Below are 13,087 nucleotides of genomic sequence, written 5' to 3' on the forward strand. Positions count from 1 at the left end.
GGCATTTAGCGCTTTTTGTTGTTTTGCTTTTTACCCTTTTTGTTTTTTCGATCTCTTCCCTGATTTTTTTCTTTTTGTCTTTCGGTTCTTTGAGAACGTTCGATTTTTACCTCATGAAGGGGAAATTGATCCAATATTTCCAATTTTTTAGCCACGAGCTCGAGGTTTGCTTTGTGTCGGGAAATATTTTTCTCAACCTCTTTGATAAAGGGATTTGAACTCGATTTATTAGAGAAAAGATTGATGTTGTTTTCTAGTTTTTGGAGGTCTTTTTTGAGGTCGTCGTACTGATGGAGGAGTCTTTGTCGCTCTATATACACAGCCTGCTTGTCGTCAGCATCCCACAAAGCTTGCATTTTCGCTTCGAAACGCACCAAGTAGATATTTTCTTTATCGAGATCGAGTTTTTCAAAGAGTGCATCTATTAGCTTTTGAAACTCTTTATCGATGTCGCGATATTCAGCAGGAACTTTTCCAAGTGACTTCCACTTTTCAATTTGTTCTTTTAAGAAGGTAACACTGATGTTATCTGATGGAGTAGTCTTTAACTCTTCGAGAAGGGCTTTTTTGTTTTCGTAATTTTTGTAAAGCTCAGCTTCTTTTTCTTTAAGGTATGCATGATATCTGTCGAAAAAGGAGTTGCACAACTCTCTGAATTCATTCCACATCGATTCAGAGAGTTTTCTTGGCACCGGACCGATGTTTTTCCAATCGGCCTGCAATTTTTTAAAAAAGTTTACCCCCTCTTCCCAGTCAGTTCTTTCAGCATTTTGACGTGCGAGTTCGATCAGTTCTTTTTTCTTCTGAAGGTTTTGCTGCTGAACCTGTTTGAATTGCTTGTAAAAAGCGTTTTTGCGCTTTATTATATCTCGAATAGCTGCGTTGAAATCTTCCCAAATTTTATCGTTTTCTTCATGCAGAACCCTACCGATTTTTTTAAATCTTTCGGCGTACGAACTCAAACTTTGGGTCAGATTTTGCCAGCCTTCATGTGTATTGATTTCATCAAGATTAATGGAACGCAGCTCTTCGAGAATAGCTTTTTTCTGAGCGATTTTTTCCTCTTTTTCCTTTTTAATTAGCTCTGCCAATTCACTTTTTTTACTACGCACTTTGTCAATAGCTTCATAGAATGCCTTTGCAAGTGCTTCTCGATTTTCGTAAGGAACAGGCCCTGTTTCTCTCCACTCTTTTTCAAGCGCTCTTACGGCTTTATTAAAATCAGCGATGCGTTCAAAAGTCTTATCTGCCAATTCGAGTGCTCGCTGTATGATTTCTTCCTTGATTTCCTGATTTTTTCTAAAGTGAAGTTCCCTAAAATCTTTATTTAACTTGAGATTGTCATAAAATCTGTCGAGGTAAAAAGAATAGGTACGATTTATGTGATCGGCCACATTGTAGGGTATAGGGCCAATTTTTTTCCAATTTTCTTGTAAGTTGCGGACCTTTTCGAAAATTTCCTCCGTAATGTCCACATTCATGGCAAGCGCTTTCAGCTCATCGAGTATAAGCTGCTTTTGATGAAGGTTGTTTTCGAGTTGTTCCTTTTTTTCTTTATAATATTCACTTAGTTTGTTCTTGTATTCTTTGTAAAGTTCTTTGAATTTGATACGAAGCGGCTGTTCATAGCTGAAATCTATTTCATTGCCACCTTCTTCGACAAAGGCGTGGAGCTTATCTCTGCGCTCTTCGTCGAGATGATAGAGCAGATGCCTTTTGATGGCTTCCATATGCTGCTTTATGGCAGATACATGGTTGTGTTTCAGCAGCGAAACAGCTTCTTTATAGAGTTTCTCTGGAGTATAATCTGCATATTTACTAAATAGACTTTCTGACTCTGAAGCTTCGTCTTCATGATCTTCTTCGTCAGAGTGATGCTCCTGGATTATGTCATCCATTTCATCATTTTGAGAAATCGAAGTTGTTTCCGGAGTAGAGGTTACGGTTATTTCATTTTGATCATCTACAGTCTTAGCCATATTGTTTTCGTGAAGTCCGTTGTTCATAGTCATTATGTAAATATCAGAATAACAGTGTTTTACAAAGAATGTTTTGATATAAATTCCCACGCTTTGCGAGCTTGTAAATGTAGCATTTCAAGTCCATTTTGCACATAGGCCTTTTGGTTTTCACATTTTTGTAAAAAAAGAGTCTTTTCCGGATTGTAAATCAAGTCAAAACAATAGCTTTTGGGTTTGATTTTTTTAAAGTCTATGGGTGGATGTTCATGGATACTCGGATACATTCCCAGTGGAGTGGTATTTACTATGATATCGGGGTATTCAAAGGCACTTTGATTAACCTCTTCATAAGTAAAGACATCAGCATTTTTTTTTGTGCGTGAAACTAGTATGTAAGGAATTCTCTGTTTTTCAAATACATATTTTATGGCAGCGGCACTACCGCCAGTACCGAGTACCATGGCATTTGACGGTACCCAACCGTTTAAAAATTTTAAAAGACTGATTTCGAAGGCCACTGCATCTGTATTGTGACCGATTAACTTACTTCCGTATGCTTTTACTACCGTATTAACTGCACCCACACCCTGAGCTTCTGGGGTAAGGTCGTGCAAGTAGTTGAGTATTTCCCGTTTGTATGGTATGGTTACATTAAAACCAATAATAGATTCATCTTTAAGGAGTCTAGAAACTTGTCGAATATCAGAAATTTCAAACAGTTGATACGAAAACTCTGATAAATCCTCTTGCTCAAAAAGCTTTTTCCAAATTTTAGGTGAATATGAGTGGCTTAAAGGATAGCCAATAAGACCTATTATTTTACCCATTGCCTCGCTCACTAACCAGCTTGGCAGCCATCACCTCAATGGTAATTACGAGAGCCGCGCCAATTATGAAAAATATAAAACATTCAAAAATCATCGGATCACTTTGCATTTCAGTAGGCCATATGCTGCGTTCGATAAAGGGCACTTCTATGCCTTTGCTGTTGATGCGGGTTTGTAAAACTTTCTTCCAAGGCCACACTTTATAGAGAGCGCCGATCATAAAACCACTTAGCAAGCCAACTGCTGCATCGTGGTATTTATTTAACAGCCATGTTAGGACGTTTGCCATTACCAAAAGCCCAAGTCCGCATCCAACGGCAAAAAGTATAATAATTCCGATTTGCAAAGAGGTAACAGCTTGAAGTATGGTCTCGTACTTGCCTAACAGAAGCAATATAAAACTGCCCGAAATGCCTGGCAATATCATGGCTGATATGGCAATAAAGCCGCTAAGGAAAATGAAGAAATTTCCTTCGGGCAAAGAGACCGGAACAGACCGAGTAATTTGGAACGCGATCGCAAATCCCAAAAGTAATAACGCGATTACGGCAACAGTCCAGGTTTTTATTTTTCTCATTACCAAAACAGAACTTGCCAAAATCAGCCCAAAAAAGAAAGACCACGTAAGTAATGGATAAACACTCAAAGCGTATTGAATAGCTTTTGCCAGGGATGCAATGGAGACGCCAATTCCGAGAAAAAGCGGTATTAAAACGCCGAGTCGGGCAGATTGTGCAAATGCTTGAAAGCCATTTGACTTCCACTCAAGCCAAGCCGGTCCGCCAAGATTTTTAATGCCTGCAAGCAGATCTTCATAAACACCTGTAATGAATGCAATGGTGCCACCCGAAACACCTGGTACTATATCAGCAGCACCCATACCCATCCCCTTTAAAAATGTTAAAAAATACTGTTTCATTTTAATAAATTGCCGACAAACCTAAGTGAAAAAAGGCAATTATGCCGGAGTATTCCGCTTTTGACCTGTTGATAAAAATGCCTGCACGGCCTGTATTTGTTGTAATTTTGTGGCCAAATTTGAAGTAATACTTCTCCTTATTTACCATGCCTGATTTTGAATACGACGAAACCACCGGCTTAGTAATGCGCTTTGAGCGTATGCTCGCCGAGGATCGTCAAGAATACTTTGACATTGATGAGTTAGAAATAATCATCGATTATTATTACGCCAGCGAGGAGCTCAAAAAAGCCTTGAAAGTAGCCGATTATGGCTCCGAGATCTTTCCTGCTTCTGAAGTGTTTCCGATTCGCAAAGCGCAGATCTACATAGATCTGGGCAGAATCGACGAATCCCGTAGAGTATTGAAAAAAGCTGCACAGATAGATCCAGACAATCCAGATGTACTCTATCTGCACGCCGAAATACATTCTAAAACCGGCAATCATCAACTCGCTATCCAATACCTCAAAAGACTCACTCAACTGTATCCCGAAGACACTGAGGCTTTGACTTTTTTAGCTTCTGAATATGTTGTGGTTTCTAACTTTCAGCAAGCCATAAGTATCTATCGTCAGTTGATCGAGGAATTTCCTGAAGATCATTTCATCTTACACAATTTGGTAAATTGTTATGATGAAATAGGCAACCATGAAGAAGCCATTAAGCTTATAAACAACGTTATAGATAAAGTACCTTACAACGAAGTTGCATGGCACAATTTGGGAAATATGTATGCCAAAAGTGGCAATTACGAGAAAGCCATTTGGGCATACGAATATTCTATTCTGATCGATGAAAATTATATAGCGCCCTATTATGACCTTGGCTACACCTATGAAACAGTGGGCAACTATGAAAAAGCCATAGAAATCTACAACCAAGCTTTAGAAATAGACATCTTCACAGCGCATTCCTACTTATGTCTCGGCAGGTGTTATGAGGCTTTAAATTCCAACAAAAAAGCACTTTTTTACTACAAAAAAGCTCTCGAAGAAGATGAAAATAACCCAGCAATACATGCTGCTCTCATAAAATTTCATGCGCAAAAAGATCACAATCGCAAGGCTCTATTGACTCACATCGAAAGGCTGCTCGAATTAGAGCCTGATGCCGAAAGCAAGCTTTTAGCTGCAAAAATTCTCTTTGCTCATCGACTTGACGTCGAGGCCATGAAGATCACAATAGAACTCATGGCTCAGCGGAAGTATGACAAAGAGCTCCTTCTCTACTACACGCGTGTGCTTATCGGCACCAATCGATTTAAAATAGCCATTAAGATATTGCGGTATCTGACGGATGTGCATCCCGACGATATACATATTAGAATAATTTTAACAGCTGTGTACATGCTAAATGACAACAATGCCTCTGCAAAAATTCATTTTCGGAAAGTCCGCAAACTCAGTTCCTATACCTTAGATGATCTGGTAGTACTGTTTGATCAATTTTTAAATACGGATGACCTCTCCGAGTGGATGTTTGATGTGAACATGGGGTTGTAGCGCTTCGAATGCCCTGCAAACATGACGATCCTCAATCAAATACGCGAATGGATTAACATACGACTGTACCCTTCCAAAAGAAGGGTGCTTTTGTTTTTGAGGTATTCATCCTTTTTTGTAGCGCTCGGTACCTTATGTGCACTTGTCATAAATTACGGCTACGAGCTCAGTGGTGAAGACCGAAGAATGGTCTATCAAATCGTTCGCTTTTCCTTGGTTTTTTACTTGATTAAATATGTAATAAAAATTATATACGATTTCCACCCTCTAGCGTTTATTAAAAATACCTTAAGGGAGGGCCTTATAATGCTCATCATTTTTGTGAATTTGCTCACAATTCACTTTTTCGATTTCAACGTGTTAACTTTTTTAGGTAACTTATTCGATATCGGCGATATCAATCACTTTTTTGAGGTGGGTATTCAAGTGTATTTTTTAATTGTATTTTTAATAGAAGTAGGAAAGGCGACATCAATACTTGAAAAGATAAATGTAAGCCCGAGTACATTGTTTATTTTTTCATTCATCATTCTAATAACCGTTGGAACAGCCCTGCTGATGATGCCAGAGATGAACACAGCCGGGGTTAGTCCTCGATTTATTGATGCTCTTTTCACCAGTATATCTGCCAGTTGTGTAACAGGTCTAACGGTGGTTGATACCGGTAATTTTTGGTCGGTTAAAGGGCAATTCGTCATAATGGTGTTAATACAATTTGGCGGATTGAGCATTATCAGTTTTGCTACACTACTTGTACTTTTTACTCGAAATAACATCGGAATTCGTCAGCAAAGCATTATGCAAAACAATCTTCTGGCTGATTCATTAAGTAGCTCTTCAGGTCTTTTAAAACGTATTTTTTATTATACTTTTTTCTTTGAAATTATCGGTGCTACGTTGTTGTATTTGTCCTATTACGGAAAGGTAGATTCGAGTGTGGGAAACAATATTTTCAATGCGCTTTTTCACAGCATATCAGCTTTCAATAATGCAGGCTTTTCAACTCATATTGGTGGATTTACATCCGATGAAGTGGATGATGTATATTTATTACATATTCTTATTGCTTTTTTAATCATTTTCGGCAGTTTGGGCTTTTCTAATATTTTTGATTTATTTTCGATCAGAAGGCGAAGAAGAGAACAAAGAAAGCCTTGGTTAGGGCTTAAAATCGACACTAAGATTTCGCTTTATGCCAGTAGTATTTTAATCTTGGTGGGTGCAGTTTTGTTTTACCTTTTGGAGGAAAAAAATGTGCTTTCTGGTAAAGATCTCTTTGCTAAAATTACCACATCTTTTTTTCAATCAGTAACCACACGTACAGCTGGCTTTAACACGGTAGATGTTGGGTCACTTCAGATGTCCACAATGATAATTTTTATCTTTCTCATGTTTATTGGTGCCTCACCGGGTTCAACAGGGGGTGGTATTAAGACAAACACTTTTGTACTGATTTTTTTAGGCACTTACACCATCATCCGAGGTCGTGCTCGCTTTGAGCTTTTTAAGCGCACGATTCCGCACGATTTAGTACTTAAGGCCTACTCTATAATGCTCTTCGCCATTTCGATCATCAGTCTGGGTATTTTTCTTCTCTCGTTGTTTGAGCCACAATTTTCCTTAATTCAAATATCTTTCGAACAGGTAAGTGCTTTTGCAACGGTAGGGCTTTCAACGGGCATTACACCTCATCTCAGCACAGCCGGAAAAATCATCATAATGTTTACCATGTTTATTGGAAGAGTAGGACCATTGACCCTGGCTTATTCACTCTTGCGGCAAACCAGGGCCAATGCTTATAAATACCCTGAAGCACGTATGATGGTGGGTTAATGTATTATTTAAATAAATTTTTTACCCATTTTATCTTGTTGCCAAAAGGCGGGTAGCGCAGAGGAATGTCGATCCAGGTAGATTTGTACAATACGCTGCGCTCGTGCGAAAAGCAGTCGAAGCTGCGCTTGCCGTGATAATTTCCCATGCCGCTATTGCCTACGCCACCGAAGGGCAAATGGTCGTTGGCAACTTGCATCACAACTTCATTGATGGCAGCTGAGCCAGAAGAGGTTTTTTGCAGGATTAATTCTTGCTCTTTGGAATCTTCTGAAAAAATGTAGAGCGCAAGCGGCTTTGGTCTTTCGTTGATGAATTGAATGGCTTCATGGAGTGTTTCAAAAGTTAAAATGGGCAAAACTGGACCAAAAATTTCTTCCTGCATCACAGGTTGATCGGCTGTAGCTTCTACGATGGTGGGCTCGATGTATCGGCGTTCGATGTCAGCGCGACCTCCAAAAAGCACTTTTGAGTGACGAATATAGTTTGCGATGCGCTCTGCATGGCCACGGCTTACGATGGCTGGATATTCTGGATTTTCAACTGGATTTTGACCATAGAATTTGTGGACATACTCCTTAAGTTTTTCGATTAAAGGCTCTTTAACGCTGCGCTGTACCATGATGTAATCAGGTGCTATGCATGTCTGGCCGGCGTTAATCAGCTTGCCCCACACAATTCGGCGTGCTGTTACATCAATGTTAGCCTTTTCAGTGACGATAGTTGGGCTCTTACCGCCTAATTCGAGCACAACCGGAGTCAGGTGTTTAACTGCTGCTTCGTAAACAATTTTGCCTACTCGGGGGCTACCGGTAAAGAATATTTTATCCCATTTAAGCTCTAATAATGCCTTTGATACTTCCGGACCACCGGGGAGCACTTTTACGAAAGATTCGTCGAAGGTGTTTGAAATAATCTTCTCAATAACAGAAGCTACAGTAGGTGTAAATTCAGAGGGTTTGATTACTGCAGTATTACCCGCTGACAGAGCACCTATAAGTGGCATCATCACGAGTTGGAAGGGATAATTCCAAGGTGCTATGATGAGGGTTTGTCCGTAGGGTTGGGGAAGTATTCTACTCACAGACCAAAAGTGGATTAATTGATTGGTGGGTACGTGTTTGCCTTTAGCCCACTTAGGTAAATTTTTGTAATGGAGTTGAATTTCTTGATAAACGATACCAAGTTCAGTGGCCCATGCTTCGAACTCCGATTTTCGCAGGTCGGTGTGAAGTGCGCTAAGGATTTCACCTTCATACAATTCTATGCTTTTTTTAAGCCGCATAAGAGCTTCGCGTCGATTTTGTACGGCTAGGGTATGTCCTTCAGCAAAGTACTTTTTCTGTTTTTCCAGAAGGTGAGAGAAGTTTATGGAAGTTATTTCTACGGTGTTCATAGTCGCATTTTTACAATAAAGCGATAAGCAAAAAAATTTGTTCAGTAGCGTCGGCCCATGCGATAGATTTCGTCGTAGTAATAAATGGCACCACTTGTAGTTTGAACGTAAGAGCGTTGATGAAGATGATCGTCTTTCGTGCGCTCTTCTACAGGAACATTTTTGTAGTAATTGCTGCGATATGTGAATCCGATATTCGAGTTTGGGTTAAACGATGGCAGTTTTCTAGCTCCATTGGAAGAATCGTGCACAATAGTTAGGGGTTTGTAGGGGAGAGAAAAGGTAGATTCTGTTTGAGTCAAATGCTGAGCTGAAGGAAGCGTATGCAGAAGTAAAAACAAAAGTGAGATAGCAGGTTTCATGGCTTTTGGAAAAAGAAAAGCCGCCCATATTTTGTGGCGGCTTAAAAATAAGGATAAAACTTTAATTAATTCCATCCAAAGCCAAAGTAGTCAGGTCTTCCATCGGGGCGAATACCCTGAATCAGCACACCGTCGCCTGATTTTAGACCTTGTAACATAGCGTTAAACTCCTCTACAGAGCGTACCGGACGATTGTTAGCAGAGGTAATGATGAATCCGTCAGGAACTCCGATTTTGCGGAATTTTCCACCTGGTTGTGTACTAACTACCTTAACGCCGTGAGAAATGTTAAAACGGCGTTTGTCTTCGTTAGAGATGTTTTCGAGCTTCGCACCTAAAATGTTTTCAAGGGCGAGATCTTCTTTCTTCACGATTTTGGTGTTGCCGTGAATATTGCGAAGTTTTACTTTGAAGTCACGGCGTTTATCGTCTCTTAGCACAGTCACCACGACTTCATCGCCAGGTCTTTTGCGACCGATTAATTCCTGAAGTTCTGAAACTTTAGAAATTTCGCGTCCATCGATAGCTATAACGATGTCTCCTTTTTTGATGCCTGCGGCTTCAGCAGCACTATTTTCATTTACTTCATTTATGTAAACTCCTTTTGTTTGCTTGATATTCAATTCACGAGCAAGTGCCGGCGACAGATCTGCAATGGACACTCCGAGGAAAGCTCTTTGTACATTGCCGTATTCGATCAAGTCTTCCATTACCTTCTTTACAATGTTAGAAGGTACAGCGAAGCTATATCCTTCAAAAGAACCGCGGGTAGATGATATAGCCGTATTAATGCCCACCAACTCTCCGCGTGTATTTACTAAAGCGCCACCGCTGTTTCCAGGGTTTACAGCTGCATCTGTTTGAATAAAAGCCTCGATCGGGAATTTGTCGGCAATGATATTGATGGAGCGCCCTTTTGCACTTACAATTCCGGCAGTCACTGTTCCGGTTAGATTAAAGGGATTACCCACTGCGAGCACCCATTGACCTACTCGGAGTTCATCGCTATTGCCAAATTTTATAAATGACAGATTGTCAGCATCTACTTTAAGCAGCGCAATATCTGTTGCAGGGTCTGTACCCACTACCCGAGCGCTGAGTTCGCGATTGTCGTGCAATACGACGGTGATTTCGTCGGCATTTGCGATTACGTGGTTATTGGTAACAATGTATCCATTTTTGGTTACAATCACTCCGCTACCAGTGCCTTGTTGTATGCGATCGGGCATCTGGCTGCGTCCGAAAAAGAGTTCTTCAAAAGGACTGAGCTGACGACCGCGGATGGTGGCAGAGGTTTTTACGTGCACTACGCTTGGCAGGGTAATTTCGGCTGCTGCTATGAAGTCGCCATCTTCAGGCGCAGCAGATGCCGGTCTTACAACCCCACTGTAACCTTCTTCACGAATAATGCGCACTTCAGGCTTTTCAAAAAAGAATTTATAACCTGCCAGAGTAGCTGCACCGGCTAGTATGGCAAAAGATATTTGAGCAAGCGTTTTTTTCATCGCTGTAAAAATTTTTAATTTTTGAGGCGTTTATGCCAAAAACTGTTCCAACCCCAATTTTATTGAAAACACAGCAATTTTTAACACTTGAGACAGATATCCTACTTCACCGGCGATTGCACAATTGATTTGATCACTTTTAGTGCCTCGGGTACATGCGATTTGGGCGCAAGGTTGCTCTTGTATGCCCAGGCTATGTTTCCATTCAGGTCAATAATATAGGTAATCCGAGAGAAGAAAACCCCCAAAAATCCAGTAGGTACGTCGTACATCCGGCGGATGGAACCATCGACGTCAGTGGCTAAATGAAAGGGCAAATTGAATCGGCTTGAAAACTGGGCATGAGAGTCGTCTGAGTCGCCCGAAATGCCAATTACCTCTGCTCCATGTTCAACAAACTCTTCGTATTCGTCACGAAAACTGCAGGCCTGAGCAGTACAGCCCGGGGTAAAATCTTTAGGATAGAAATAAAGTACAATGATTTTTCGACCAATAAATTTTGATAAATGCAATTTTTCGCCATGTTGGTTTTTGAATTCGAACAAGGGCGCTTTTGACTGAAAAGGCAACATTTTTTGTTTTTTGGAGAAAAACCTGGCTTGTAGTGGAATTGTTTTTCGATGCCGATGAAAAATTACTTTTCACCGTAGTGGACTGACATTTTCTAAAAATTTATAGCAACATGGGTGACAAAAAGTCATTTTTGCTGAGATTTTGCCTGATGGCACGTGTATTGACAAGTTTGAATGTAAAATTTTGAAAACAATCGGATTATGAGCAAAATAATTGGAATCGACTTAGGTACTACCAACTCATGCGTTGCTGTAATGGAGGGCAATGAGCCGGTAGTAATTCCAAACAGCGAAGGCAAGAGAACAACGCCTTCGGTAGTAGCTTTTGTGGAAGGAGGTGAGCGCAAAGTGGGTGATCCCGCTAAGCGTCAGGCAATAACCAACCCCAAAAAGACAATTTATTCTATAAAGAGATTCATGGGACGCACATATGATGAGTCGCTTTCAGAAGCGAGTCGTGTGCCCTATAAAATTGTGAAAGGTGACAATAATACACCTCGTGTAGAAATCGATGGCCGCCAATACACTCCGCAAGAGATTTCGGCCATGATTCTTCAGAAAATGAAAAAAACAGCCGAAGATTATCTCGGTACTACCGTAACTGAAGCCGTAATTACTGTACCTGCATATTTTAACGACGCTCAACGTCAGGCTACAAAAGAGGCTGGTGAAATTGCTGGTCTTAAGGTGCGTCGCATTATAAACGAGCCAACTGCTGCAGCCCTTGCCTACGGTATTGACAAGAGAGGCAAGGACATGAAGATCGTGGTCTTTGACTGCGGTGGTGGTACTCACGACGTATCAGTACTCGAGCTTGGCGACGGTGTTTTTGAAGTACGCGCAACTGATGGCGATACACACTTAGGAGGTGATGACTTCGACCAAGTAATTATCGACTGGTTGGCTGATTCCTTCAAACAAGAAGAAGGCATTGATCTCCGCAATGACCCGATGGCGTTACAGCGCTTGAAAGATGCAGCTGAAAAAGCTAAGATTGAGCTATCGTCTTCATCAACTACTGAAATCAATCTACCTTACATTACCGCTACCAATACAGGACCCAAACACCTTGTAAAAACACTTACAAGAGCTCAATTTGAGCAACTTTCACACCACCTCATCCAGCGCACTATCGAGCCATGCCGCTCGGCTCTGCAAAAGGCTGGATTGACCGTAAACGACATCGATGAAGTAATACTGGTAGGTGGTAGTACACGTATACCCGCCATTCAAGAAGCGGTGCGCAAATTCTTTGGCAAGGAACCTTCAAAAGGTGTAAACCCTGATGAAGTAGTAGCTATTGGTGCTGCCATTCAGGGTGGTGTTCTCAGCGGTGATGTAAAAGATGTATTGCTGCTCGACGTTACTCCGCTCTCACTTGGTATCGAAACTCTGGGAGGTGTATTCACTAAACTGATCGAGGCAAACACTACCATACCCACTCGCAAGAGTGAAATCTTCTCGACAGCCACTGACAACCAACCTTCCGTTGAAATTCACGTTCTGCAAGGAGAGCGCCCAATGGCTAAGGACAACAAAACCATCGGTCGCTTCCACTTAGACAACATTCCGCCGGCTCCAAGAGGAGTGCCTAAGATTGAAGTGACCTTTGACATCGATGCCAACGGTATCTTGAACGTATCGGCTAAGGATATGGGAACCGGCCGTGCTCAGAGCATCCGTATTGAAGCTTCTTCTGGATTGACAAAAGAAGAAATCGAGCGTATGCGGAGAGAAGCTGAGCTTAATGCGGAAGCCGACCGCAAGGCTCGTGAGCGCGCTGACAAGTTGGTAGCTGCTGACTCAACGATCTTCAGCACTGAGAATCAATTGAAGGAGTACGGCGACAAGATCGATCCGGCAATGAAGTCAGAGATCGAAAGTGCTCTTGCCGAGCTGAAGCAAGCTCATAGTGTGCAAGACATTGATCGCATCGATGTAGCTATGAAGCGCCTAAACGAAGCCTGGTCAAAAGCTGCCTCAACAATGTACAGCAATGCCGGAACATCTAATCAAGGATCTCAGTCAAGTTCGGGTAGCACCTCATCTACAGAGGGCGTATCAGATGTAGAGTACGAAGAAGTAACTGACAATAAGTAATAGTTTTATAAAAATAAGGATAAAAAACCGGGATCTTTAATTTCCCGGTTTTTTTTTACCTGCCTGTG

The 13,087-nt window shown here is 41.2% G+C and carries 10 protein-coding genes; 3 read left to right on the forward strand and 7 right to left on the reverse strand.

Annotated features, from left to right (window positions below; translation table 11 throughout):
* Window positions 1-5 precede the first annotated feature (5 nt).
* From ACK4EX_RS04600 to ACK4EX_RS04610, 3 genes are read right to left on the reverse strand one after another with little or no spacing between them, the layout of a single operon-like run.
* A complete protein-coding gene (locus tag ACK4EX_RS04600) occupies window positions 6-2,006 on the reverse strand; it encodes a DUF349 domain-containing protein (RefSeq protein ID WP_409770203.1) in 2,001 nt (666 codons plus the stop codon).
* A 32-nt stretch (window positions 2,007-2,038) separates the two neighbouring features.
* Entirely contained in the window at window positions 2,039-2,788 is a 750-nt protein-coding gene (locus tag ACK4EX_RS04605; protein ID WP_409770205.1) for a shikimate dehydrogenase family protein, read from the reverse strand.
* Window positions 2,781-3,707, reverse strand: a complete 927-nt coding sequence (locus tag ACK4EX_RS04610) for a DUF368 domain-containing protein (RefSeq protein WP_409770207.1) — start codon at window positions 3,705-3,707, stop codon at window positions 2,781-2,783. Before ACK4EX_RS04610 ends, ACK4EX_RS04605 begins: the two co-directional genes overlap by 8 nt.
* Before the next feature lie 146 nt (window positions 3,708-3,853).
* On the opposite strand from ACK4EX_RS04610, the gene ACK4EX_RS04615 reads away from it, so the two are divergent.
* Entirely contained in the window at window positions 3,854-5,251 is a 1,398-nt protein-coding gene (locus ACK4EX_RS04615; RefSeq protein ID WP_409770209.1) for a tetratricopeptide repeat protein, read from the forward strand.
* A gap of 21 nt (window positions 5,252-5,272) precedes the next feature.
* Entirely contained in the window at window positions 5,273-7,084 is a 1,812-nt protein-coding gene (locus tag ACK4EX_RS04620) for a TrkH family potassium uptake protein (RefSeq protein ID WP_409770212.1), read from the forward strand.
* A gap of 4 nt (window positions 7,085-7,088) precedes the next feature.
* Here ACK4EX_RS04620 and ACK4EX_RS04625 read toward each other — a convergent pair whose 3' ends face one another.
* The 4 genes from ACK4EX_RS04625 to ACK4EX_RS04640 form a co-directional block, all read right to left on the reverse strand.
* The gene (locus ACK4EX_RS04625; RefSeq protein ID WP_409770213.1) at window positions 7,089-8,480 is read right to left on the reverse strand and encodes an aldehyde dehydrogenase; all 1,392 of its coding nucleotides are present in this window, start codon (window positions 8,478-8,480) and stop codon (window positions 7,089-7,091) included.
* 41 nt (window positions 8,481-8,521) lie between these two features.
* A complete protein-coding gene (locus ACK4EX_RS04630) occupies window positions 8,522-8,842 on the reverse strand; it encodes a hypothetical protein (RefSeq protein WP_409770215.1) in 321 nt (106 codons plus the stop codon).
* Window positions 8,843-8,907: 65 nt separating this feature from the next.
* A complete protein-coding gene (locus tag ACK4EX_RS04635) occupies window positions 8,908-10,347 on the reverse strand; it encodes a Do family serine endopeptidase (protein WP_409770217.1) in 1,440 nt (479 codons plus the stop codon).
* Window positions 10,348-10,448: 101 nt separating this feature from the next.
* The gene (locus ACK4EX_RS04640) at window positions 10,449-10,919 is read right to left on the reverse strand and encodes a peroxiredoxin (RefSeq protein WP_409770219.1); all 471 of its coding nucleotides are present in this window, start codon (window positions 10,917-10,919) and stop codon (window positions 10,449-10,451) included.
* 201 nt (window positions 10,920-11,120) lie between these two features.
* On the opposite strand from ACK4EX_RS04640, the gene dnaK reads away from it, so the two are divergent.
* The gene (gene dnaK, locus ACK4EX_RS04645) at window positions 11,121-13,019 is read left to right on the forward strand and encodes a molecular chaperone DnaK (RefSeq protein ID WP_409770221.1); all 1,899 of its coding nucleotides are present in this window, start codon (window positions 11,121-11,123) and stop codon (window positions 13,017-13,019) included.
* The last annotated feature ends 68 nt before the right edge of the window (window positions 13,020-13,087 follow it).

Source organism: Thermaurantimonas sp., assembly GCF_046299575.1.
GTDB lineage: Bacteria > Bacteroidota > Bacteroidia > Flavobacteriales > Schleiferiaceae > Thermaurantimonas.

Coding starts and splice junctions, on each gene's coding strand:
- ACK4EX_RS04610 (WP_409770207.1), bottom strand. CDS start 3,707: ATGAAACAGTATTTTTTAACATTTTTAAAGGGGATGGGTATGGGTGCT.
- ACK4EX_RS04620 (WP_409770212.1), top strand. CDS start 5,273: ATGACGATCCTCAATCAAATACGCGAATGGATTAACATACGACTGTAC.
- ACK4EX_RS04625 (WP_409770213.1), bottom strand. CDS start 8,480: ATGAACACCGTAGAAATAACTTCCATAAACTTCTCTCACCTTCTGGAA.
- ACK4EX_RS04600 (WP_409770203.1), bottom strand. CDS start 2,006: ATGAACAACGGACTTCACGAAAACAATATGGCTAAGACTGTAGATGAT.
- ACK4EX_RS04640 (WP_409770219.1), bottom strand. CDS start 10,919: ATGTTGCCTTTTCAGTCAAAAGCGCCCTTGTTCGAATTCAAAAACCAA.
- ACK4EX_RS04605 (WP_409770205.1), bottom strand. CDS start 2,788: ATGGGTAAAATAATAGGTCTTATTGGCTATCCTTTAAGCCACTCATAT.
- ACK4EX_RS04615 (WP_409770209.1), top strand. CDS start 3,854: ATGCCTGATTTTGAATACGACGAAACCACCGGCTTAGTAATGCGCTTT.
- ACK4EX_RS04630 (WP_409770215.1), bottom strand. CDS start 8,842: ATGAAACCTGCTATCTCACTTTTGTTTTTACTTCTGCATACGCTTCCT.
- dnaK (WP_409770221.1), top strand. CDS start 11,121: ATGAGCAAAATAATTGGAATCGACTTAGGTACTACCAACTCATGCGTT.
- ACK4EX_RS04635 (WP_409770217.1), bottom strand. CDS start 10,347: ATGAAAAAAACGCTTGCTCAAATATCTTTTGCCATACTAGCCGGTGCA.